Source organism: Amphritea atlantica (genome assembly GCF_900111095.1).
Classification (GTDB): domain Bacteria; phylum Pseudomonadota; class Gammaproteobacteria; order Pseudomonadales; family Balneatricaceae; genus Amphritea; species Amphritea atlantica.
Genome location: NZ_FOGB01000007.1, coordinates 88,883 through 110,777, shown reverse-complemented (window position 1 = coordinate 110,777; position 21,895 = coordinate 88,883). Strand labels below are relative to the sequence as shown.

The 21,895-nt window shown below is 50.4% G+C and carries 24 protein-coding genes; 4 read left to right on the top strand and 20 right to left on the bottom strand.

Going from position 1 to position 21,895, the window contains the following annotated elements:
* Positions 1-184 precede the first annotated feature (184 nt).
* The 15 genes from BMY09_RS12920 to BMY09_RS12850 all read right to left on the bottom strand — a co-directional run bounded on the left by BMY09_RS12920 (position 185) and on the right by BMY09_RS12850 (position 12,513).
* Positions 185-1,387 (bottom strand): MFS transporter, encoded by a 1,203-nt coding sequence (locus BMY09_RS12920; RefSeq protein WP_091358900.1) that lies wholly within the window; start codon positions 1,385-1,387, stop codon positions 185-187.
* 74 nt (positions 1,388-1,461) lie between these two features.
* Positions 1,462-2,370, bottom strand: a complete 909-nt coding sequence (locus BMY09_RS12915; protein ID WP_091358898.1) for a radical SAM protein — start codon at positions 2,368-2,370, stop codon at positions 1,462-1,464.
* A 2-nt stretch (positions 2,371-2,372) separates the two neighbouring features.
* Positions 2,373-3,155 carry a TatD family hydrolase gene (locus BMY09_RS12910; RefSeq protein ID WP_091358896.1) on the bottom strand — a complete coding sequence of 261 codons (783 nt, stop codon included), beginning with the start codon at positions 3,153-3,155 and terminating at the stop codon, positions 2,373-2,375.
* Between the two features lie 15 nt (positions 3,156-3,170).
* Positions 3,171-3,521 carry a PilZ domain-containing protein gene (locus BMY09_RS12905; protein WP_091358894.1) on the bottom strand — a complete coding sequence of 117 codons (351 nt, stop codon included), beginning with the start codon at positions 3,519-3,521 and terminating at the stop codon, positions 3,171-3,173.
* Between the two features lie 95 nt (positions 3,522-3,616).
* On the bottom strand, positions 3,617-4,636 hold the full coding sequence (locus BMY09_RS12900; RefSeq protein WP_091358892.1) for a DNA polymerase III subunit delta': 1,020 nt from the start codon (positions 4,634-4,636) through the stop codon (positions 3,617-3,619).
* Positions 4,629-5,267, bottom strand: coding sequence for a dTMP kinase (gene tmk / locus BMY09_RS12895; RefSeq protein ID WP_091358890.1), 639 nt, complete (start codon positions 5,265-5,267; stop codon positions 4,629-4,631). Before tmk ends, BMY09_RS12900 begins: the two co-directional genes overlap by 8 nt.
* A gap of 40 nt (positions 5,268-5,307) precedes the next feature.
* The gene (mltG, locus tag BMY09_RS12890; RefSeq protein ID WP_245756580.1) at positions 5,308-6,339 is read right to left on the bottom strand and encodes an endolytic transglycosylase MltG; all 1,032 of its coding nucleotides are present in this window, start codon (positions 6,337-6,339) and stop codon (positions 5,308-5,310) included.
* Entirely contained in the window at positions 6,339-7,196 is an 858-nt protein-coding gene (gene pabC / locus BMY09_RS12885) for an aminodeoxychorismate lyase (RefSeq protein WP_091358888.1), read from the bottom strand. Before pabC ends, mltG begins: the two co-directional genes overlap by 1 nt.
* 36 nt (positions 7,197-7,232) lie before the next feature.
* The gene (fabF, locus tag BMY09_RS12880) at positions 7,233-8,471 is read right to left on the bottom strand and encodes a beta-ketoacyl-ACP synthase II (RefSeq protein ID WP_091358886.1); all 1,239 of its coding nucleotides are present in this window, start codon (positions 8,469-8,471) and stop codon (positions 7,233-7,235) included.
* Between the two features lie 88 nt (positions 8,472-8,559).
* Positions 8,560-8,793 carry an acyl carrier protein gene (gene acpP / locus BMY09_RS12875; RefSeq protein WP_091358884.1) on the bottom strand — a complete coding sequence of 78 codons (234 nt, stop codon included), beginning with the start codon at positions 8,791-8,793 and terminating at the stop codon, positions 8,560-8,562.
* 160 nt (positions 8,794-8,953) lie between these two features.
* The gene (gene fabG, locus BMY09_RS12870) at positions 8,954-9,697 is read right to left on the bottom strand and encodes a 3-oxoacyl-ACP reductase FabG (RefSeq protein ID WP_091358882.1); all 744 of its coding nucleotides are present in this window, start codon (positions 9,695-9,697) and stop codon (positions 8,954-8,956) included.
* Between the two features lie 24 nt (positions 9,698-9,721).
* Positions 9,722-10,654, bottom strand: a complete 933-nt coding sequence (fabD, locus tag BMY09_RS12865) for an ACP S-malonyltransferase (protein WP_091358880.1) — start codon at positions 10,652-10,654, stop codon at positions 9,722-9,724.
* A 108-nt stretch (positions 10,655-10,762) separates the two neighbouring features.
* A complete protein-coding gene (plsX, locus tag BMY09_RS12860; RefSeq protein WP_091358878.1) occupies positions 10,763-11,794 on the bottom strand; it encodes a phosphate acyltransferase PlsX in 1,032 nt (343 codons plus the stop codon).
* 2 nt (positions 11,795-11,796) lie between these two features.
* Positions 11,797-11,979, bottom strand: a complete 183-nt coding sequence (rpmF, locus tag BMY09_RS12855) for a 50S ribosomal protein L32 (protein WP_091358877.1) — start codon at positions 11,977-11,979, stop codon at positions 11,797-11,799.
* Between the two features lie 18 nt (positions 11,980-11,997).
* Positions 11,998-12,513, bottom strand: a complete 516-nt coding sequence (locus BMY09_RS12850) for a YceD family protein (protein WP_091358874.1) — start codon at positions 12,511-12,513, stop codon at positions 11,998-12,000.
* Between the two features lie 121 nt (positions 12,514-12,634).
* Here BMY09_RS12850 and BMY09_RS12845 point away from each other — a divergent pair, with 121 nt between their 5' ends.
* The 3 genes from BMY09_RS12845 (at position 12,635) to BMY09_RS12835 (ending at position 15,342) form a co-directional block, all read left to right on the top strand.
* The gene (locus BMY09_RS12845) at positions 12,635-13,213 is read left to right on the top strand and encodes a Maf family protein (RefSeq protein ID WP_091358872.1); all 579 of its coding nucleotides are present in this window, start codon (positions 12,635-12,637) and stop codon (positions 13,211-13,213) included.
* Between the two features lie 402 nt (positions 13,214-13,615).
* A complete protein-coding gene (locus BMY09_RS12840) occupies positions 13,616-14,524 on the top strand; it encodes a homocysteine S-methyltransferase family protein (protein WP_217647438.1) in 909 nt (302 codons plus the stop codon).
* A 215-nt stretch (positions 14,525-14,739) separates the two neighbouring features.
* Positions 14,740-15,342 carry a YiiX/YebB-like N1pC/P60 family cysteine hydrolase gene (locus tag BMY09_RS12835; RefSeq protein ID WP_091358870.1) on the top strand — a complete coding sequence of 201 codons (603 nt, stop codon included), beginning with the start codon at positions 14,740-14,742 and terminating at the stop codon, positions 15,340-15,342.
* A gap of 81 nt (positions 15,343-15,423) precedes the next feature.
* Here the strand turns inward: BMY09_RS12835 and BMY09_RS12830 are convergent, their stop codons facing one another.
* Positions 15,424-16,356: a cation diffusion facilitator family transporter gene (locus BMY09_RS12830; RefSeq protein WP_091358868.1), complete on the bottom strand. Its 933-nt coding sequence runs from the start codon at positions 16,354-16,356 to the stop codon at positions 15,424-15,426.
* A gap of 185 nt (positions 16,357-16,541) precedes the next feature.
* On the opposite strand from BMY09_RS12830, the gene BMY09_RS12825 reads away from it, so the two are divergent.
* Positions 16,542-18,974: a fatty acid cis/trans isomerase gene (locus tag BMY09_RS12825; RefSeq protein ID WP_091358866.1), complete on the top strand. Its 2,433-nt coding sequence runs from the start codon at positions 16,542-16,544 to the stop codon at positions 18,972-18,974.
* Positions 18,975-19,074: 100 nt separating this feature from the next.
* Here BMY09_RS12825 and BMY09_RS12820 read toward each other — a convergent pair whose 3' ends face one another.
* From BMY09_RS12820 to BMY09_RS12805, 4 genes are all read right to left on the bottom strand, one after another.
* Positions 19,075-19,482 (bottom strand): GFA family protein, encoded by a 408-nt coding sequence (locus tag BMY09_RS12820; protein ID WP_091358864.1) that lies wholly within the window; start codon positions 19,480-19,482, stop codon positions 19,075-19,077.
* Between the two features lie 37 nt (positions 19,483-19,519).
* Entirely contained in the window at positions 19,520-20,065 is a 546-nt protein-coding gene (locus BMY09_RS12815) for a GNAT family N-acetyltransferase (protein WP_175483534.1), read from the bottom strand.
* A 57-nt stretch (positions 20,066-20,122) separates the two neighbouring features.
* The gene (locus BMY09_RS12810) at positions 20,123-20,404 is read right to left on the bottom strand and encodes a hypothetical protein (RefSeq protein ID WP_091358857.1); all 282 of its coding nucleotides are present in this window, start codon (positions 20,402-20,404) and stop codon (positions 20,123-20,125) included.
* A 430-nt stretch (positions 20,405-20,834) separates the two neighbouring features.
* Positions 20,835-21,674, bottom strand: a complete 840-nt coding sequence (locus tag BMY09_RS12805; RefSeq protein WP_091358854.1) for a DUF817 domain-containing protein — start codon at positions 21,672-21,674, stop codon at positions 20,835-20,837.
* Positions 21,675-21,895: the final 221 nt, after the last annotated feature.

Here is a 21,895-nt window from a genome sequence, read left to right as displayed (position 1 = left end):
GAGAGCTAACTCTTATACAAAAGTATAAATCAATGGGTTTCGGATGTAACTACTACCCAATGAGGATTATTTATAACAGATAGATATATAGTTAGAATACCGCAAAAATTTGCTGCAAGACTGCCAGAAAACGACTCCAATGCAACACTAAAGAGTCACTCTTGAGGAAGCAAAGACCAACGCTTCAGTGCTGCTCTTTAAGCCGGGCCCAATTCCCCATCAGGCAAATAAGCGTCACAACACAAAACCCTGCCCCGACATAAAATGTTACCGATGCGCCGTAATGATCCCATAGCAATCCAGCGATAACACTGGCCAGTAACATCGCAACACCGCCAACCAGATTAAATATACCAAAGGCGGTGCCGCGCAGTTCAGCATGCGCGGTATCGGCAATCATGGTAGAGAGCAGCCCCTGAGTAATCCCCATATGCAGCCCCCAGAGTGACACCCCCAGCAACACAACTACCCAGTGCCCACCACTCGCCAGCACCAGGTCGGCAGCAATCAGCACCAGCAACCCAATGGTCAGTAACCGGGTATGACTGATCCGGTCAGATAACTTGCCAAACGGATACGCTGACAGTGAATAAACCAGACTCATAACCACCATCACCAGAGGTACGAATGCTACAGGGATATCCGCCTGCAACGCCCGCAATACCAGAAACGCCTCGCTGAACCGGGCCAGGGTAAATAACCCGCCAATACCCACCACCCACCAATATGACTGACTGAGTCGCTGAAGACTGTCCCGGCGGATCGGATTGCGGCGTGGTTTGGTATCGGTGGGGGCTGGTTCATGTAAGCCAAAAATCAGCAGCCCCACGGCGGCAAACGCAGGAATAGTCGCGACCCAGAACACCGCCCGGAAGTCATTGGCCCACAACAGCATGAGGCCCACCCCCAGCAGCGGTCCAAGAAAGGCCCCTACCGTATCAAGGGACTGACGCAAGCCAAAGGCAGAACCCCGAAGATGAGCAGGCGATATATCGGCAACCAGAGCATCCCGTGGCGCGCCACGAATCCCCTTGCCAAGCCGATCCAGCAGGCGAGCCGACAGCAATACACCTATTCCCGGAGCCAGCGCAAACAAAGGTTTGGAGAGCGCCCCCAGACCATATCCGAGTACAGCTAACCCTTTTCGTTTGCCCAGATAATCACTCAGGGAGCCGGAGAAAATTTTGACGATCAAAGCCGTGGATTCGGCCAGGCCTTCGATCATGCCGATGGCAAACGCGCTGGCCCCCAATGTTGTCACCATAAACATCGGCAACAGGCTATGGATCATTTCGGATGAAAAATCCATCAACAGACTGACGAAACCGAGTATCCAGATCCCGCGGGGAATCTGCCTCAGTGACGAACCTCTGGCTTCAGTGTGCATAGGCCTGCTGTCTTCCTGGCGCTATTAATTTGATGTTTATATCAGCTAGCGTGGACCACCGCAGGAAAACGCGCTTATAGTCCGCGCTGATAATCCTGCCGCAGAAATACCCTGTCAGGTGTTTCTATCGCGGCGCGCAACTGCCTTAATAGTGCATCAAGATCGCGGTTTAGCACACCCTTTAAGACCAGAAAGTTTGACGCGTGATCACTGCGGAAAACAGTCTTCTCCAACGTCAGGTTTGACAGAAACACCTCCATCTCCTGAAACAGCTGGCGTTGAGTTAACGGGGTAAAGTCACCATTAAAGCCTTCAGCGACGCGCTGATTGCCGCGACGGGAAAACAGCACCAGTGTTGCCAGGTAATCCGGCTGCACCGCATTTACCAGGCGCGCAGAAGCCAGCGCATGCTGCTCACTCATTCGCTCGCCACCCAGACCATTGATCAGCATAACCGAGGTTTTAATACCCGCCTGCTTTGCTTTGAGTAAACCATCCCGTGTGGTGGCAAAGGTTTCACCTTTATCAATACAGCGCAGAACCTCATCATCTCCACTTTCAGCCCCCACGTAGATCAGTTTCAGACCCAGCTCACGCAGCACCTGAAGCTCCTCAACGGTTTTGTGTTTAAGATTGGCAGGCAATGCATAGGTTGAAACCCGTGTCACGGAGGGCATATAGGTGCGGATAGCTTCCAGGATAGTCTTCAGGCGCCGGAATGACAGCACCATTGGATCACCATCCCCGAGAAAAACACGCCTCACACCGGGCAGTTGCTGGCCGCAACGGATGATCTCCCCGAGCAGCTGATTTTCACTTTTAGGCTTAAATTTTTTCTGCGGATCGATATACATCTCGCAGAAGGTACAGCGATTCCAGCTGCAACCATTGGTGACCTGGAGAATAAGGGAGCTGGCTTCACTGGGAGGCCGGAACACCGGCTCGATATAACTCACGGGAGGGGCGACTGGAGGCCAGTTCATTGTCAGCCACTGACCGCTTTACTGAACAGACGGTCGAAGTTGTTGCTGGTGATCTCGGCCACCTCTTCTATCCGAAGACCTTTAATATCCGCAACACACTGTGCCACTTCAACGACATATTGAGGCTCATTTGGCTTACCACGATAGGGCACTGGCGCCAGGTAGGGAGAATCTGTTTCGATTAACAGATTCTCCATCGGCACCTGACGGACAACCTCCCGCAACTCAGCAGCATTACGGAAGGTAATGATCCCGGAAAACGAGATCATAAAGTTCAGATCCATCGCCTGCCTTGCCATCTCCCAGTTTTCGGTAAAGCAGTGCAACACGCCACCAACAGCCGTATCAACATGCTGACGCAGTATGCTAATGGTATCGTCGCGGGCATCGCGGGTGTGCACGATCACCGGCAAGCGCGACTGTGCTGACGCTTGCAGATGGTTAACAAAACTTTCCCTCTGCTGCGTTACTGTATCTTTCTGGTAATAGTAATCCAGGCCCGTTTCACCCAGGGCGATCACTTTCGGCTCAGCAGCATAACCCAGCAAAGTAGCAACATCCGGCACACCATCGGATACATGAAGTGGATGAACCCCCGCCGACGCATAAACATTATCGAAGCGATTAACCTTTTCAAGCATCCCTGGGAGGGTTTGCATATCGATAGCGACACACAGCATCCGGGAAACATTTTTCTCGGTGGCGGCATCAATAACGGATTGAAGCTGATTATTTCGGGCAGACAGGTCCAGCCTGTCGAGGTGACAGTGAGAATCTACAAACATGAGGGTAACTCTGAATTACATTGTATTGGTACGTCTACCCGAATTCATCAGTGTCGCAATATAGGTTTCGATCTTTGAGATCAGCGTCGCGTCATCCTGCGAGAGCTGAATACCGATACCGGGGACTCGCCCCCCCTGAGCAGCCCGGGGAGTAACCCAGACAACTTTGCCGGTGACCGGGATCTTGTCGTCCTCATCGATCAGACTCAGCAGCATGAAAACTTCTTCGCCCAACTGATAGGTACGGGTAGTAGGAATGAATAACCCACCATTTTTGATAAATGGCATATATGATTTATAGAGATCTTCCTTGGTCTCAATTGCCAGGGAAAGAATCCCATGACTCATGCGGGGTACAACTGACATAGGCCGTATAGCCTCCCTAGTACTTATTTCATCCTAAACTCAGACTGTCTATATATTACTATTGCTTTGTGCTGCTGTATATCCTGTCAGGTCAGTTAGTTAGCTCTTGGAAGAGCATACCAGTCACTGAGCAGCTTCTCCATCAACAACTGCTTGTTTGGGTTGCGCCTGAACATCAGATCCTTACGTGCGGCCTGTACCTGATCAGAAAATTGATAGAGTTTCTTGCTGCTGACCTTACGGGCCAGCGCCAGTAACATATTTTTAGCATCGGTATGTCGCAACAGTTCAGGGTCGGCCTGGTTTTCTGCAGAGCGGGCAATATCTACAACCCAGCTGTAGATCCAGCCAAGTACCAGTTCCAGATCCTCTTTATAAAGCGACTGCGCCACCTCCACTGCACTGCTGCGACTCTTGAGAATATCCGCCAGCCCTTTGAGTACTTTAGCCCGCAACCCCAGAAGATCATCCTGCTTATACGCCAGCGCCTGCAGGGGGGAGTTATGGGCGATCACTAACAGCTGCGCAGCTTCCGCAGCATCGACTTCAAGCTGAGTCGCCACCCACTGAATTGCCATTGAGTTATCCGCCGGCGGCATATCGACCCGCTGACAACGACTTTTGATCGTCGGCAGCATCTGCCCCAGACGATGCGTCAGAAGCATTAACAGGGTGTTAGAACCCGGCTCTTCCAGCATTTTTAACAGGGCGTTGGCCGCATTAACATTCATGCTATCGGCGGGATCGATGATCACCACCCGGTAGCCACCCTGCTGTGCGGTTGAGTAGATAAAGTCTGTCAATTCCCGGATCTGATCAATTTTGATCGGCTTTCCCGGTTCTTCGGGCCTGAGCAGGTAGAGATCCGGGTGCCCACCACTACTGGTCAGCTCGCAACTGCGACAGCGACCGCAGGCAACGCTCCCCTGAGGGTTACGACAAAGAACATAGTTAGCCAGTGCCAGTGCAAAGCAGGCCTTGCCGATCCCCTCAGGCCCGTTAATCAACAGCGCATGAGGAAAACGGTTCTGTGCTTTCAGCTCGTGCAGATATTCCCAGCGCGGTTTCAGCCATGGCAATACTACCGGTCGGTCTTCCCAGATTGAATCACTCACCTGCCTGCTCCTGAAGATACTGTTCCAGCACCCTCCTGATCTGGTGCTGCACCTGCTCCAGTGTGCCTGAAGCATCGATCACAGCAAAGCGTTCCGGATCAGCAGCGGCCCGCTCAAGATAAGCGTTACGTACCTGCTCGAAAAAAGTGATGCGTTCATTTTCAAACCGATCCAGTGCTCCCCGCTGACTGGCCCGGGCGAGACCAACCTCTACCGGCAGATCCAGCAGAATCGTCAGATCAGGTTGCAATCCCCGCTGCACCATCGTCTCAAGCTGACTAATCATCGCTTTGCTGAGCCCGCGCCCACCGCCCTGATAGGCAAAAGTGGCATCGGTAAAACGGTCACACAACACCCATCTACCCTCGGCAAGTGTTGGCCGTATCACCCTTTCAAGGTGTTGCGCTCGCGCGGCGAATACCAGCAGCAGCTCCGCATCATCAGCAACCACTTCATCCCGATTGGCCAGCAGCAGTTCGCGCATCTGCTCCGCCAGCGGAGTACCGCCAGGCTCGCGGGTTAACTGATAACGGATCTGATGCTGTTGCAATACAGATTCAATGAACCTCAGATTAGTTGATTTGCCAACCCCTTCGGTACCTTCCAGTGTAATGAAACGGCCTGAACTCATACTATCCAACTCATCTAATCAAACTTAATCGTACCCGGCGTTATTGATCCGGACTCGAACGATAATCACTGCGACGCTTTAGCTGATACTGCTTAACCGCCCGATTGTGTGCTTCCAGGGTTGCTGAAAACTGATGACTGCCATCACCCTTTGCCACAAAGTATAACCACTTACTCTGATCTGGATGCAGAGCCGCCCGGATCGCTTCCCGCCCGACCATCGCGATCGGTGTCGGCGGCAGCCCAGCGTTAGTATAAGTGTTATAAGGGGTGGGACGGCGCAGATCCGCACGACGGATATTGCCTTTATAACGATCTCCCATTCCGTAAATCACAGTGGGATCGGTCTGCAACTTCATCCCTTTTTGCAGACGCTGAACAAAAACACCGGCGATAGTGGGTCTCTCGCTGCTCAACGCCGTCTCTTTTTCAACGATAGAGGCCATAATCAGAGCCTCGTAGGCAGACTTGTAAGGCAGCTCTTTAGCCCGTTCCCGCCAGGCGGTATCCAGTTCAGTCTGTAGCAGAGCATGGGCGCGTTTAAGCAGATCGACATCGCTCATTCCACGATGGAACTGATAGGTATCAGCCAGGAACATCCCCTCCGGGTGCTGCCCATCAAGCCCCAGAGAAGCCACTAATTCATTATCACTGAGACTATCCAGGGTATTTTTTACCTGTTTATTTTCTCTAAGTTGCTCTCGTAACTGATTGAAAGTAGAGCCTTCTATAATCGTAAAGTTATAGGTAATAATTTTACCAGACACCAGTTGCACCAGCAGCGTTCTGGGAGTTGTACCAGGAACCAGCTCATACTCACCCGCCTTAAGAAGATGCCCCACTTTTTTCAGACGAACAAAAAAAGCAAACCAGTCAGGTTTTTCCATCACCCCTTCAGCGGCCAGTTGCCCCGCAACACGTTTAAAGCTACTTCCCTGTTCAACCAGAATGGTCCGCGACTGGGACAGGGTCAACGGTGTGTCCAGATAGCTCTGCAGTGATCGCCAGCCAGCATAAGCAAGCGCAACAACAACCATCAGAGTAATAACAAAAGAGACAACAACTTTACGCACTAATATATTCCTTCAGCGGCCAACCGGGATTGCAACAGACGGGTTAGCGGCCCAACCGGCCACTCAGGATAGCAGCCCTGATCAGCGATAAGCCGGGTGACTGGCCAGATTGCAATAACACTGTTGCAGACAAAAACCTCATCGGCAGCAGCCAGAGTATCTGCAGCATACAGCCCTTCACATACCGTCACCCCTGTCTGTTCAGCAAGCGTGAGAATAGTTTGACGGATAATGCCCGCGACACCACAACGATCAAGTTGCGGAGTATAAAGCTCCCCATCCTGCACCCAGAACAGATTACTCATGGTTCCTTCTACCAGAAACCCCTCACTGTCCAGCACGAGACCTTCGCGAATTCGGCTATCGTCCCACTCTGCCCGCGCCAGCACCTGCTCAAGACGATTAAGGTGCTTAATGCCGGCCAGCAGCGGCGATAACGCCAGGCGAGTCTGACACAGCCTGACAGAAACCCCCTTTATAGCAGGTTGATCAGGATAATCAGGAAAGGGGGTCAGCTGCACAATCCGGTTGACAGACACCTTGTCATCGACCGCATATCCACGCCCCCCGCACCCCCGGGTGATGGTTATTTTCAGTACCTGACGGGTGTCAGAGGTTGGCTGCAGTTGCAGCAGCTTTGCCAGATCCGCTTCAAGCAATGCCTGAATATTCACCGGAAGAGGAATGCCAAGACGGCCAGCCCCCTTGCGCAGTCGATCAAGGTGCGCCTGCCATACAACCGGCTGAGAACCGTTCAGAGTAATGGTTTCAAAAAGGCCATGACCATAAGCAAGCCCCCGATCAGTTACCGGGATTGACTGCTCTGACTGACCATTTATCAGGATATAGGATCGCATAGGGAGAACGGGCGTGCACAGAGCACGCCCGTATACTCAGATCTTACGGAATACCAGGGTACCGTTGGTACCACCGAAACCGAAAGAGTTGGATACCACAGCGTCTACGGCTGCTTCCTGAGCGGTATGAGGGACATAGTTCAGGTCACAACCTTCAGAGGGGTTATCCAGATTGATCGTGGGTGGCGCCACCTGATCACGGATAGCCAATACTGAGAAGATCGCCTCAACCGCACCCGCAGCCCCCAGCAGATGACCAATCATCGACTTGGTTGAGCTCATACGCACGGTTTCAGCAGCACTGCCCAGCACCAGCTTGGCAGCATTTGACTCAGCAATATCCCCCGCAGGGGTCGATGTACCATGGGCGTTAATGTAATTAACCTGATCGGGGTTAATCCCCGCATCTTTAATCGCATTAGCCATCGCCATCGCAGCACCCGCTCCATCCTCAGGAGGTGAAGTCATGTGATAGGCGTCATCACTCATACCAAAACCAACCAGTTCGGCATAGATGGTCGCACCACGGGCTTTAGCGGCCTCATATTCCTCCAGCACAACTACACCGGCACCATCACCCAGAACAAAACCATCACGGTCCCGGTCCCAGGGACGACTGGCAGCCTGCGGATCATCATTACGGGTTGACAGCGCTCGGGCAGCAGAGAAGCCGCCAACCCCCAGCGGAGTTGTTGCCATCTCGGCACCGCCAGCAATCATCACATCCGCATCGCTGTTCTGAATCATTCGCGCAGCAAAACCAATATTGTGAGTACCGGTCGTACATGCCGTAGTGATGGCAATGTTCGGGCCTTTAAAGCCATATTTAATGGCCAGATTGCCGGCGATCATATTGATGATGCTACCGGGTACAAAAAACGGCGAAATGCGACGCGGGCCACTGTTGTTAAGTGTATCGTGGGTCGCCTCAATCATCGGCAAGCCACCAATACCTGAACCAATTGCAACACCGATACGGGGAGCATTTTCTTCAGTGACTTCCAGTCCGGAATCTTCAACAGCCTGAATTGCTGCAACCATACCGTACTGAATAAACAGATCCATCTTCCGTGCATCTTTCGGGCTCATATAGCCACTGAGATCCAGCTCTTTAACAGAGGCGGAAAAACGGGTGCCAAACGGCGTAGGGTCAAAGTGGGTGATTTCAGCCGCACCACTTTTGCCGTTAAGAATATTGGCCCATGTCTCCTGGACAGTGTTACCTACCGGGGTCAGCATCCCCATACCCGTAACAACGACTCTTCTGCGAGACATCAAAATCCTCCTGCTTTACCGGGCGAACAAAAGAAAAGCCGCACTATATCACTATAGTTGCGGCTTCTCGGTAATCTGGTTGAGTCGATTACTGATGTGCGTTGATGTAATCGATTGCCAGTTTAACAGTCGTGATTTTCTCTGCCTCTTCATCAGGAATTTCAGTTTCGAATTCCTCTTCCAGAGCCATAACCAGCTCTACAGTGTCCAGAGAGTCGGCACCCAGGTCTTCAACAAAAGAAGCTTCGGTGGTCACCTCTTCCTCTTTAACACCCAGCTGTTCAGCAATGATTTTCTTTACGCGCTCTTCGATGTTGCTCATAACTCTTCCTATTATTTATCGACATCCACACCCGAAGATGTGAACAGGGATTTTATTAGAATCCGCCGCTATGGATCAAGCCTGACGGCGATATTTCTCCAGTGAGCTGCGGCTCATTATCAACACTTTTGCAAAAAAAACAATTCCCTAGGGGAAATCTTTACGACATATACATCCCACCATTGACATGAATCGTGTCTCCGGTGACATATCCGCCGGCATCACTGGCTAAAAAACCAACAACAGCAGCAATCTCTTCAGGCTGCCCTAAACGCCCCATTGGGATCTGTTTTTGCAGCGTTTCTTTATGTTCCTCTGGCAGACCACTGGTCATATCAGTATCGATAAAACCGGGTGCTACACAGTTAACCGTAATATTCCGGGAAGCAACCTCACGTGCCAGCGCCCGACTGAAGCCCTCCATCCCAGACTTAGCAGCAGCATAGTTTGCCTGCCCGGCGTTGCCCATTGAAGCAACCACCGATGATACATTGATGATGCGACCCCAGCGCGCTTTTGTCATGCCACGCAAACAACCTTTCACCACCCGATAAACGGATTTCAGATTGGTATTCAAGACTGAATCCCACTCATCCTCTTTCATGCGAAGCATGATATTATCCCGGGTAATACCTGCATTATTGACGATGATCGTTACAGATCCAAACTGATCCTGAACTGCCTTCAGCACCTCATCAACCGAGTCGTTCGAACCTACATCAAGACATAATCCGGTTCCGGAAACGCCCGCTTCTTTCAGGTATGCCGCAATAGAAGCGGCACCATTTTCACTGGTCGCAGTACCCACAACAACCACACCCTGACGCCCCAGCTCCAGCGCAATCGCTTTACCGATTCCCCGAGTAGCACCGGTAACCAGAGCCACTTTGCCTTCGATACTCATATTCTGTTTCCTATATTTCAGAGATTAAGCGCTCAGCGCCTTCTCAAGACCCGCAGGATCGTTGATCGCAGCAACCGCCAGGGTGCGTTGAACTTTCTTATTCAGCCCGGACAACACTTTACCAGGGCCGCACTCTACGGTGCTCTCAATACCCTGCTCTATCATATTCTGCACCGAGTCTGTCCATAAAACAGGGCTATATAGCTGTGCCAGCAGATTTGCGATCAGCTCATCAACACTCTCAGGCGATTTCGCAGTAAAGTTCTGGACTACCGGAATAACAGGCATCTGCACTGAAATTTTTTGCAGCTCAGCCTCCATCTGCTCAGCAGCGGGTTTCATCAGCACACAGTGCGAGGGAACGCTGACAGGCAGAGGTATCGCCCGCTTAGCTCCCGCAGCCTTACAGCCTTCAATAGCACGCTCAACGGCGGCCTTATTGCCCGCAATCACAACCTGCCCCGGACAGTTAAAGTTTACCGGGGAAACAACCTCGTCACCGGCAGCCGCTTCACAGGCCGCCTGAATAGCATCATCGGCAAGACCGAGAATAGCAGCCATTGCACCAGTTCCTGCCGGAACCGCCTGCTGCATAAACTCGCCCCGCAACCGGACAAGGTTTACCGCATCTTTAAAGCCGATAGCACCGGCACAGACCAGCGCTGTATACTCACCCAGACTATGCCCTGCCATCAGCGCAGGCGACTTACCACCCTGCTGCTGCCACAGACGCCAGAGGGCAACTCCAGCAGTGAGTAGTGCGGGCTGCGTACGATCAGTCTGATTCAGATCCTCTTCAGGACCATTCTGGGTCAGCGCCCATAGATCATATCCAAGAACCTCAGATGCTTCAGCGAAAGTTTCCTGAATAACAGAGTGTTCGGTGGCCAGTTCGGCCAGCATTGCCAGGTGCTGAGAGCCCTGACCGGGAAAAACAAAAGCGAGGGATTGTGGCATTGTTACCTCAATGTACAGATAAACGCATAACAATTTAAAGGTCGTAGTTTACAGGATTCGCGATGAATTAAAACGTTTGTCTTATAGATCAAATATTTCCGCCCTGCTTCAGCTGATCTGAGATTCCAGCTGGCGATTAATACTACCTGGAACATCCATCTGGACCTCTGCAACAGCCTGATCAATGGCATAGCCAAAGCACTGTCGATTAGCTGAGCCATGACTTTTCACAACAATCCCCTGCAACCCCAGCAGGCTTGCACCATTGCGACGAGCCGGATCAATATGGGCGCGTATCTCTTCCAGCACAGGGCTGACAAGCATCGCCATCATTTTACGCCACAACGAGCGGGTAAAACTCAGACGCAGCTGACGACCGATGAGGCGCGCGACCCCTTCACTGCTTTTGAGCGCGATATTACCAACAAAACCATCACAGACCACGACATCCACCTTACCGGTAAAAATATCGTCACCTTCGATAAAACCTATGTAGTTCAGACCACCATGCTCGCGTATCAGCCGGGAAGCCAGCTTGACCTGTTCATTTCCCTTTATCTCTTCAGCACCAACATTGAGTAGCCCGATGCGAGGCTCCTCAATCCCTTCAACGGCACGAGTCATCACCGAACCCATAATGGCAAACTGCAGCAAGTGCTCGGCGCTGCAATCGACATTTGCCCCCAGGTCCAGCATATAACTGATGCCGTTAACAGATGGAATGGCGGTAATGATAGCCGGGCGGTCTATCCCCGGAAGCATTTTAAGCGTAAAGCGCCCCAGCGCCATCAGGGCCCCGGTATTACCGGCACTCACACAAGCCTGCGCCTGACCTTCTGCCACCTGTGTGATGGCGCGATACATAGAGGTGTCGCGACGCTTACGAAGTGCATGAGAGGGCCGCTCATCATTGGCGATAACATTCTCTGCATCAATAATCGAGATACGAGAAGAAAGACTTTTATCGGAGCGTTTTTTCAGAGAGTCAGCAAGCAGAGGGGCAAGAACGGTTTGTTGACCAACCAATTGCAGGGTCAAGCGGGGGTGACGCTTCAGGGCGTCCACTGAGGCAGGAATAACAACGCGGGGACCGAAGTCCCCGCCCATCGCGTCTATGGCGATGCAAATGCTGTCAGACAAGTTTACTCGTCGTCTTGCTGTGCAACAACCTGCTTACCACGGTAGAAACCGTCAGCACTGACGTGGTGACGACGGTGAGTTTCACCAGTAGTTGCTTCTACGGAAAGAGTTGGGTTGCCCAGTGCATCGTGTGAACGACGCTGTCCGCGACGTGAACGAGTTACTTTGCTCTTTTGTACTGCCATGGGTATATAGCTCCTATTTCACTTATCAGCCTTCAGTGAGGCTAATACACTGAAAGGGTTCGGTTTATCAGTTTCATTGTCAGTCGTAGCCGCTTCACCGAAGGAAGTCTGCACACTGCAATCGTCATGAAATGGTACAATCGGAAGCGTCAGAATCAGCTCCTCTTCCACCATCGGTAACAATTCCAGCTCATCTCCCGCTACAATCAGATGATCATAGTACCTGGGTAGATTCTTTGCATGCTCCTCAGTGGGAGCAATAGCCAAATTGAACTTCGCTTCGATGTCGATCTCAACTGGCTCAAGACAGCGCTGACAGGCCATTTTCACCTGAGTAACAGCAGTGCCTTTTATTGTACGGATACGCAGCTCATCAAGATCAAACTGCAGATCAACAGCAACCCTGCCCTGCGAATCAGTCAGCATTGTGACCAGATTTGGCAGCAGAGCAAGCTCAGCGTCACCTTCAATCCGTACTCCCCGATCAGCAAGCTTACGCGGGTCAATTTTCTTTGGTAATGGGGCGTTCGACATAAGCGCGCAATTCTAGGGATCAAAACCCGGTCTGTCAAAGGAAATAAGGCTTTAAAAGCGAAAAAAACAGGCTAATATCTGCACCTTATCGCAACCGCTCACTATTTGGAGAAAATCAGGTATGTCCCGGCTGATTCTGGCATCCAGCTCACCTTTCAGAAAAGCGATTCTGGATAAACTCAATATTGTTTACGAAGCAGTTTCTCCCGATATTGATGAAACACGATTCGATTCTGAAACACCACAACAGTATGTAGCCCGGCTTGCCCGAGAAAAAGCGGAAGCGTTGCAGACGGATTACCCCGATGCGCTGATCATCGGTTCAGACCAGACCGCTATTATCAACGGTAAAACGATCGGCAAGCCAGGAAGTTTTGACAACGCCTGTCAGCAACTGCGTGACGCATCCGGAAAGAAGATTACCTTCCTGACCGGACTCTCACTGTTGAATAGCCAAACCGGTAGCTGTGAAACGGATGTTGTTCCGTTTCATGTCTACTTTCGACACCTGACTCCGACAATGATTGAGCACTACCTTAAGGCTGAGCAACCTTATAACTGTGCGGGTAGCTTTAAATCTGAGGGGTTGGGAATCGCTTTGTTTGAAAAACTGGAGGGGGATGACCCAAACACCCTGATCGGTCTGCCACTGATCCGTCTGATTCGGATGTTGGAAAACCAGGGCACCATTATTATATGAAACAACATCCGCCAACACCTCTGATCTGCTCAGGGGGCCAGTGAAACTCAACATACTCAATTGGTTAGCTGCACCTCAAGGCAGCACATAGTGATACTCTTTGTCTTTGGCGAGAAGAAGCGTACCACTGTCAACAGTTGACCTCCTCTTTCTCTTTAATAAAAAGTGTCAAACTTATCATATGAACCCCCGGACGCCATGACCGTCCGGCTCCAACAGCTTAACCACTATCGCCATAAATTAAGGCCTCGGCTAGCCATCTGACCCGAGACTTAGGGGCGGTTTTATTAATGATTAATAACTAATTAACAGTATTCCAGATGAATCAGGTTAATCCTGTTTGAATCCTCTTTTTGTGAGGATAGAATTGCGCCAATTCTGAATTAACCTGATGAAAGTGCTATGAGCAAAATTACAATACTTGATGGTGGGATGGGCAGAGAGCTTGAGCGTCGGGGTGCCCCTTTTCAACAACCGGAATGGTCCGCACTGGCGATGATGAAAGCCCCAGAGATTGTTAAAGAGGTGCACAAGGCTTACATTGATGCGGGCTCTGAAATTATCACCACTAACAGCTATGCACTGGTACCTTTTCATATCGGTGAAGCCTGCTTTAAAGAACGCGGTGTAGCACTGGCAGAACAGTCGGCAATCGTCGCCCGTGAAGCCATTAATGAAACCGGTCAGGAAGGTGTACTGGTCGCCGGGTCGGTAGCACCTCTGTTTGGCTCATACCGTGCGGATCTGTATCAACCTGAACGGGTTGAAGAGATTGCTATCCCGCTGATCACAGCCCTTAACCCCCATATCGATCTCTGGCTCAATGAGACTCAAAGCCTGATTGCAGAACCCCTGGCTATCAAAGCACTGGTCGACCGTATCGATACGGATCACAAACCATTCTGGGTAGCCTTCACCCTTGAAGACGCTGAAGCCACAGAACAGCCTCTGCTCCGTTCCGGTGAAACCGTCATTGCGGCGGTTCAATCAATGGCACAGGCAGGCGTTGATGCCATCCTATTTAACTGCAGCCAGCCCGAGGTCATTGCCGAAGCGATTGAGATGACCAAACAGGAACTGGCTCACTATGCCAAAACGATTAAAATTGGCGCCTATGCAAACGCATTCCCACCTCAGCCTAAAAATGCTACTGCAAATGACAACCTTAATGAGCTACGGGCCGACCTGTCCCCTACAACCTATCTGCAATGGGCGCAAAAGTGGCAAGCTCTCGGTGCTGAGTTAATTGGTGGCTGCTGCGGTATCGGTCCTGATCATATCCAGGCATTGAGTGAAACACTCACACAATAACGCGTTGACTCAACGGCAATATTCAGGCTTTAACAGGGCCGGTACTGAAAGGTAGCGGCCTTTTTTACTACTTCCGACGACAGTACCCCCCGATAAACCGTATATCTGTACCGTTAAGTATTAATATTTAATACTTTTCAGCATCAGATTCATAATACGTCTGGAATCTCTCAGAATCAGCTCCATCGAACTGCATAATAGCAACGGAGCTGAACATGAAACACTACCACCTTAATGCATTGGAACAACAAGTTGCTGCCTCGCTTCAGGAAGGCGACATTCTGTTTATCTCTATTGATGCCTTCCTTTATAAGCAGGTTGCCAAAGGTACCGGAAGCTGGTGTTCCCATGTGGGTTTTGCCATTAAAGAAAATGGCCAGTGGCTGGTCGTTGAGAGCAAAGTCCCCTTTGTCAGCAAAACCCCATTGCGTAAATTTCTGAGTCGGACCTGCAACGGTGAAGTGATGATTCGCCGCCTGAAGCAACCTCTTTCAACAACAGAGATTGAACAGCTAAAACAATCGGCAGATAAACTGTCCGCAACCCTCCCAACCACACTCTATCATCTGGGATTTGATTTCGATTCACAGCGTCAGTTCTGCTCTAAGTTTGTCCACCTGGTTTATAAAGATGCCTTAGGCATTGAGCTGGGCAAGGCGCAAACGCTGGAACAACTGCTACAGGAAAACCCTCAGGCATCAGTTCGCTTCTGGCGCTGCTGGTTTTTAGGCTTCATCCCCTGGAAGCGCCAGACACTTACTCCGGCCAGCCAGATTAATGATCCACAGTTAAGCACCATTTTCTCTACAGTGGACTAATATGATGAGCTGATATGATGAGCTGATATGATGAGCTGATATGATGAGCTGATATGATGAGCTGATATGACTCAGCGGCACTCAGGACGGCTTAGCATTATCTAACATACAGTTTTGTTCCGCCGTGGAGGATTCAATCTGTATCGTGGAATGCTCGATGCCAAAATAATCGTGAAGGTATTGCTGCTGATCCCGCAGAAACTGGTTATTCAGCTCACACTGATCGACCACCAGATGCACGGTCAGCGCGATCTCCGTTGTACTTAAAGGCCAGACATGCAGATCATGAATACGCTCCACTGATTCCAGGCCATTGAGGTATTGCTTTAAGGCAGGGATATCGACGCTATCCGGCACCGCATCCAGTGCATAGTTCATCGAATCCTTAAGCAATCCCCACGTACCAACCAGAATAACCGCGACGATAACAAGGCTGATCACCGGGTCGATCCATACCCACCCCTTAAACAGGATAAACAGGCCAGCGATCACCACGCCCAACGATACCACTGCATCCGCCGCCATATGCAGAAAAGCGCCCTTGATATTCAGATCATCTTTCTGTCCGCTAAAAAACAGCAGCGCTGTGACAGTATTGATGACCACCCCAATGGCAGCCACTACTATGACAGTCATCCCTGCGACTGGCGCTGGATTGGAAAAACGGTTTAGTGCTTCCCAGGCAATACCACCGAGCGCAATCAGTAACAGAATAGCGCTGCCTAGTGAAGCCATCACCGTCGCCTTACGCAAACCATAGGTACGCTTTTCGGTGGCCGCTTTTTTGGCAAGCACACTGGCTCCCCACGCAAGAATCAGACTGAATACATCACTGAGATTGTGTCCTGCATCTGCGATCAGTGCCAACGATTCTGACAACGCCCCATAGATCACTTCAACCACCACAAACATAAGATTAAGAGCGATGCCGATGGCAAATGCCCGGTTATAATTGGTGACCTGATGGCTATGGCTATGGCTATGGCCCTGGTGATGGCTGTGATGGTGTCCCATAGAGTTCCTTAGTGTATCCGCTGAACCAGCACACTGACGAAAAAACTGCTTCAATCGATAATAGCAATTGAGTGACTGGATGTTGTTAATTACTCATCAGGAAATATGAGCGTTATGGTAACCTGTTGAAGTAATTCCGGCATTTGTTAATCTGTCGGTCCAATTAGAGTGACATAAAACAGCGAATGAAAAAACCAGTACAGGGAAGAACCTACGCAAGTGTTATTTTTGTCGTCGGCATTTTATTCTTGTTCTCCGATAATGATCGACAGGCTGAACAGGTTAAACCCCGGGTTATTACCGCGACACAAAGTTACAGTTTCACCCAAAATATCCGCCCGATACTGGACACTAAATGCCTCGCATGTCATTCATGCTATGACGCGCCCTGCCAGCTGAAACTGGAATCATTTCAGGGGCTGGAACGTGGTGCCTCCAAAGCCCGTGTTTATGATGGTGGCCGACTCAAGGACAGCCCTCCAACCCGCCTCTACATTGATGCTCAAACACCAGAAGAGTGGCTAAAAAAAGGTTTCTATTCGGTGCTTTCCGAGTACAGTGATAAAGCGGATAACACCACTCCACCACTCATGCAGCAGATGCTGGATCTTGGCCAGAACAACCCGTTAACGACAAACACCCGGGTACCGGATACGATTGAGCTGGGCTTTGACCGGGTCAACTACTGCCCCGCGCCGGGAGAGTTCAACGACTATGTCGATAAGTTTCCCCATGGAGGGATGCCGCTGGCGGTGTCCGGGCTGGATAAGCAGGAGTACCAGACTCTCTCCACCTGGCTGAAACAGGGGGCGAAAATCGACACACCGCCAGTCGCCATCAGTGATACCGATCAACTGATGATCAGCCGCTGGGAGGATTGGCTAAACCGGAGAGATAAACGTTCGATACTGCTATCGCGCTATCTCTACGAACATCTGTTTCTCGGCCATCTGTATCTCAACAGTGCCGACCAGTCTGACGGCCAGAACCACCCAACAACCCGGTTTTACCAACTGATACGTTCCTATACCCCTGCGGGAGAGAAACCGGTTATTGTACCAACGGTGCGACCTAACGACCGCCCTGACAACACCCCGCAACAGCGGTTTTATTATCGACTAATACCACTACCAGGCACCGTCGTACATAAAACCCATATCACCTACCGTTTTGATTCTCAGAGACTTGAGCAGTACCAAAAGCTGTTTTACAGCACTGACTGGCAAGTTGACTCCCTGCCCGGCTATGGGTACGAGGAACGCTCCAACCCCTTTATCACGTTTGCAGCGATACCGGCGAAACTACGCTACCGCTTTCTGCTCAATGATGCCCGCTTCTTTGTCAGAAACTTTATCCGGGGGCCGGTGTGCCGTGGACAGATCGCAACCAACGTTATCCGTGACCAGTTCTGGGTGATGTTTGAGTCCCCTGACACTGAGCTCTATAGCAATAATCCTGAGTATCAGTTATCGGTCAACGACTATCTGGGCCTGCCGGGCGAAAAAAGCTCACTACTGGACTTTGGCAGTCAGTGGTTCACCTACAGCGACAAGCGCAACAGCTATCTGGACATGCGTCAGAAAGCCTATCAGCAGGCATATCCATCCGGCGCAGTACTGCAGCAGATCTGGGATGGCGATCAAACCAATGACAACGCTTTTTTAACCGTTTTCCGTCACCACAACAGCGCATCGGTCACTAGCGGCTGGCAGGGGGAGATCCCCCTCACCGCTTGGGTGATGGGCTACCCCTTGCTGGAGAGAACCTATTACGAACTGGTGGTTAACTTCGATGTCTTTGGCAGTGTGTCCCATCAGGCGCAGACCCGGCTCTATTTTGATCTGATAAGAAACGGCTCGGAAACCAATTTTCTGCGTTTCATGCCAGCAGCTTCAAGACAGACCATCTACTCTGACTGGTATCAGTCCTCCGCCAGAATTAAGGCCAAAATCACCTACCACGATCTGGATACCCGGACCCCCAGCAATATCGCCTTCAGCAGCGATAAGCCAAAAGAGGAGTTACTACGAACCCTGCTAGAACGATATCCGCAACTGACCGGCACCGACAACATCAACCGCTGCAACGATTGCAAACAGCGTATACCGGGCTCAGCCAATGAAAACGACACTCTCGCGCTGAGTAATATTGCCGCTAAACCTGCTGCCGATTTAACCGCTATTAAGTGGCTGCCTGAAGTTACCTTTGTAAGGATCAATCTGGACAAAACAACTACAGACAGTGATAGTGCAACTGCAGATAAACAGTTTAAGGTCTTTACTCTGCTACGTAACCGTCGTCACAGCAGCGTCGCTTTCCTGCTGGGGGAATCACTGCGCTATCAGGAAGATCTCGATACCCTGACAATTCTGTCGGAACCGGTTGGCAGCTATCCCAACCTGATTTTGCAGCTTAAGCAATCACAACTGGATGATTTTGTGAGTTCCTTCGAAGCTATCGACTCGGATAGCGCATTTGATCAGTTCGTCGAACGCTGGGGTGTGGGCCGGATGAATCCGCAGTTCTGGCAGGTATTTCACAGTTTCACTGCGTATATGGAGGCAATCCACCCGCTGGAAGCGGGCGTGTATGATATGAATCGCTATGGGCACTGGTGAAGCCAGAAACGGATAATCCGGAACGGTTTTACCCTGCTCCAGTCTCCCGGTGAAAAGACTGGAGCACTCTGCCTTTTATTGCCCTTACGCAGTCGCGATATCAGGGCTGTTTATCAAACACTTTCACGCCTTCCGGTATAGTGAACCAGTCCTGCTTTTCACTGACCCAGACATGGGCGGTCGGCTGGATAATACTGGTATCGGAGAGATTCGATGGTTTGAGCTTAATCTTATCAGGCTCAGCGGGATTAAAATGATAGATCCGGTTACCACAGGTCGGACAAAATTTAGCGCCACTGGTGTTGCCGCTGTCCGCTAACCGGCTCCATTCAGCCATCTCACCTTCAAACTCCAGATCAGACGTATTTACCATGGCGGTGATACTGAAAGCACTGGTTGAAAGTTTCTGGCACTCTTTGCAATGGCAGGCGACTACCATCTGCGGCGCAGCTAACAACCGGTACTTAACGCCACCACACTGGCAAGAACCCTCAATTGGATAGGTCATACTGTTCACCCTGTTTGTCATCAATTAATAAAACCACCTACACCCCGCAAGCCTTGCGATAAGCAGGTAGTGTCAGCCGGTAATACAGCTGCACAAACGGTTTGTCTTCAACCGCTTTATTCTCTTTATGTGAGTAGATTGCCCCGAGCTTTTCAACGGCTTTAACCGAGCGGATATTCTCCTCCGCTATATGAAACCAGACCGTATCAACATACTCAAAAATATGATTCAGCATCAGCGCTTTCATCTCGGTATTCACGCCCTTGCCCCAATAAGCCTGCTCGATAAAAGTAAAGCCTATCGCTACTTCGCGTTGCTCAGGATTCCAGTCATAGTAACGGGAAGAACCGATCATCCGGGCCGTGCGATTATCAATCACCGCCAGGGCGCCGCCACTACTGATCGCGCTGTTAAAAAAACGCTGCTCAAAAATATCCCGCTCGTAGCGAAGGGAGTCTGGATGCATTGCCCAGATGACGGGGTCCGAGGCAGCCTCATAAAGAGCCTCAAAATCTTCGTCCAGCAGTGGCCGAAGGGTTATCATCTTGCCGGTCAGCGTTGGCTGAAGATAGATTCCTGTCATAGTCATCGTTCCTTTTGATTGTATGCGAGACGGTCTCTGCCAAGCATCCGGGGGTTACTAACTAACCGCAACCACCTCTGATTCTGTGACCGTATTTGCCTCAGCCCGTTCAATGATTTTCAATAGCGTGGTCTGGACAACTTCATCCTTCCTGATATCCGTTTTTGCGGCAAACCGCTGTTCCTGAGGTTCAGCGCCCTCTGCAGCAATAAACTGAATCACAACCTGTGTTGCACACTCTGTCGTTTCTCCTGAATAACACAGAGAGATCATCGGATACCCCCTGAAACCTTTCTTCACATGCTTCTCGATCCGCTTTCTCGCTTTATCCAGATTCATACCACGCCCTTGTGTTATATACGTCAGAATAGATTTTCTAGCTGTGACATATCTCTTTGCTCCCGTCTGCCCGGAACAAATGCTGTTATATATTGCCCCTCAAGCCAACAACATGAAACTTGTTTAGCAACAGCTAACCAGTCGCTCATAATATCAACCTGCACATGCAAAAGAGATGTTCATTGTTGATCTGCAAAACCTGAGAGGTGCGCCACGGAGACGCTCTTCACCCTGCGAATCTACGCTGAAATAATGGGAGTCGCCACAAAAATCGACACAGACAAACGCAATCGATAATAATATATAGCACAGGACAAAACCGACCGTTTGAAAGTCGATACCAGATAGCAAAGCTCTTTAAGAGGGTTATTTGAGAGCTCTTTGATCAGACTCTTTAATCGAACTCTTTGGCTAACGCAGAAAGCAGAGGCTAATCACCTCTGTTAGTTACAGCTATGCCAGCATCTTGCAGGGATGTAACACGCCCCTCTGCTGTACGTATCCGAACGGTATTGATAATCGACACCAGCACAAAACTGAGCAACATCAGCAAGAACCATGAACTGAGCTTAGCGACCGACACCATATGCCATTCGTCAACCTGATTAGGGTAGATCCAGATATTGGCATAGGTGGCGATATTTTCAGCAAACCAGATAAACAGAGCGACCAGAAACCACCCCAGCAGGATCGGCATCTTGCGGTGGGTTTTACGAACCCTGAAATAGATATCGGTCTTATAAAACAGCGCCACAGTGACTCCCAGCAACAGCCAGCGCATATCCCAGATGTAGTGATGGCTGAAGAAGTTCGCATAGACCAGAATTACCAGCAGAATAGTCACCCATTTTGGCGGATAGCTGGAATACTCAAACTCGAAGATTCGCCAGACACGGGCGATATAACTGCCGACCGCGCTATACATAAAGCCGGTAAACAGTGGGACATTGCCAACCCCAAAGATATACTCTTCGGGATAAACCCAGGAGCCGATAGCGTCAGAGGTTTTGAATAGCTCCATCAGGGTCGCTACAAAGTGAAACACAATAATAACAACCGACTCGCGCAACGTTTCCAGCTTAAAGGCTAACAAAAACAGTTGAAAAGCGATCGCCGCAAGAAAGATAAAATCATAACGATGCAGACTTTCTAACGGATACCATAGCCGGGTAACAATCATTACTCCCAGCAGGAAGCCGCCAAAAACAGAGGCATATGCCTGTTTAATCCCGAACAGCCAGAACTCATGGATAAAGTGTTTAACGTTCATATTGTCTGGTTGCTCATGTTGCTATCTCTTCAGAGGACACCAAGACTACGAAGAAAGCTCATATCTTTTCTCTACAGCCTCATGAGATAAAGACTATCTGTTTTTGAAGGTGTACAAAGCCTGAATAGCCGGAACTCATCGATAGACTGTTTAACAAACGACTGAATTTGATTTCACCACAGAGAACACCGAGGGCACAGAGAAAAATCATATGCTGGAAT

What these genes read in the sequence shown, in the direction of transcription:
- BMY09_RS12920 (WP_091358900.1), bottom strand. Translation starts at nt 1,387, where the DNA reads ATGCACACTGAAGCCAGAGGTTCGTCACTGAGGCAGATTCCCCGCGGG.
- BMY09_RS12915 (WP_091358898.1), bottom strand. Translation starts at nt 2,370, where the DNA reads ATGAACTGGCCTCCAGTCGCCCCTCCCGTGAGTTATATCGAGCCGGTG.
- BMY09_RS12910 (WP_091358896.1), bottom strand. Translation starts at nt 3,155, where the DNA reads ATGTTTGTAGATTCTCACTGTCACCTCGACAGGCTGGACCTGTCTGCC.
- BMY09_RS12905 (WP_091358894.1), bottom strand. Translation starts at nt 3,521, where the DNA reads ATGTCAGTTGTACCCCGCATGAGTCATGGGATTCTTTCCCTGGCAATT.
- tmk (WP_091358890.1), bottom strand. Translation starts at nt 5,267, where the DNA reads ATGAGTTCAGGCCGTTTCATTACACTGGAAGGTACCGAAGGGGTTGGC.
- pabC (WP_091358888.1), bottom strand. Translation starts at nt 7,196, where the DNA reads ATGCGATCCTATATCCTGATAAATGGTCAGTCAGAGCAGTCAATCCCG.
- fabF (WP_091358886.1), bottom strand. Translation starts at nt 8,471, where the DNA reads ATGTCTCGCAGAAGAGTCGTTGTTACGGGTATGGGGATGCTGACCCCG.
- acpP (WP_091358884.1), bottom strand. Translation starts at nt 8,793, where the DNA reads ATGAGCAACATCGAAGAGCGCGTAAAGAAAATCATTGCTGAACAGCTG.
- fabG (WP_091358882.1), bottom strand. Translation starts at nt 9,697, where the DNA reads ATGAGTATCGAAGGCAAAGTGGCTCTGGTTACCGGTGCTACTCGGGGA.
- fabD (WP_091358880.1), bottom strand. Translation starts at nt 10,654, where the DNA reads ATGCCACAATCCCTCGCTTTTGTTTTTCCCGGTCAGGGCTCTCAGCAC.
- rpmF (WP_091358877.1), bottom strand. Translation starts at nt 11,979, where the DNA reads ATGGCAGTACAAAAGAGCAAAGTAACTCGTTCACGTCGCGGACAGCGT.
- BMY09_RS12850 (WP_091358874.1), bottom strand. Translation starts at nt 12,513, where the DNA reads ATGTCGAACGCCCCATTACCAAAGAAAATTGACCCGCGTAAGCTTGCT.
- BMY09_RS12845 (WP_091358872.1), top strand. Translation starts at nt 12,635, where the DNA reads ATGTCCCGGCTGATTCTGGCATCCAGCTCACCTTTCAGAAAAGCGATT.
- BMY09_RS12840 (WP_217647438.1), top strand. Translation starts at nt 13,616, where the DNA reads ATGAGCAAAATTACAATACTTGATGGTGGGATGGGCAGAGAGCTTGAG.
- BMY09_RS12835 (WP_091358870.1), top strand. Translation starts at nt 14,740, where the DNA reads ATGAAACACTACCACCTTAATGCATTGGAACAACAAGTTGCTGCCTCG.
- BMY09_RS12830 (WP_091358868.1), bottom strand. Translation starts at nt 16,356, where the DNA reads ATGGGACACCATCACAGCCATCACCAGGGCCATAGCCATAGCCATAGC.
- BMY09_RS12825 (WP_091358866.1), top strand. Translation starts at nt 16,542, where the DNA reads ATGAAAAAACCAGTACAGGGAAGAACCTACGCAAGTGTTATTTTTGTC.
- BMY09_RS12820 (WP_091358864.1), bottom strand. Translation starts at nt 19,482, where the DNA reads ATGACCTATCCAATTGAGGGTTCTTGCCAGTGTGGTGGCGTTAAGTAC.
- BMY09_RS12815 (WP_175483534.1), bottom strand. Translation starts at nt 20,065, where the DNA reads ATGACAGGAATCTATCTTCAGCCAACGCTGACCGGCAAGATGATAACC.
- BMY09_RS12810 (WP_091358857.1), bottom strand. Translation starts at nt 20,404, where the DNA reads ATGAATCTGGATAAAGCGAGAAAGCGGATCGAGAAGCATGTGAAGAAA.
- BMY09_RS12805 (WP_091358854.1), bottom strand. Translation starts at nt 21,674, where the DNA reads ATGAACGTTAAACACTTTATCCATGAGTTCTGGCTGTTCGGGATTAAA.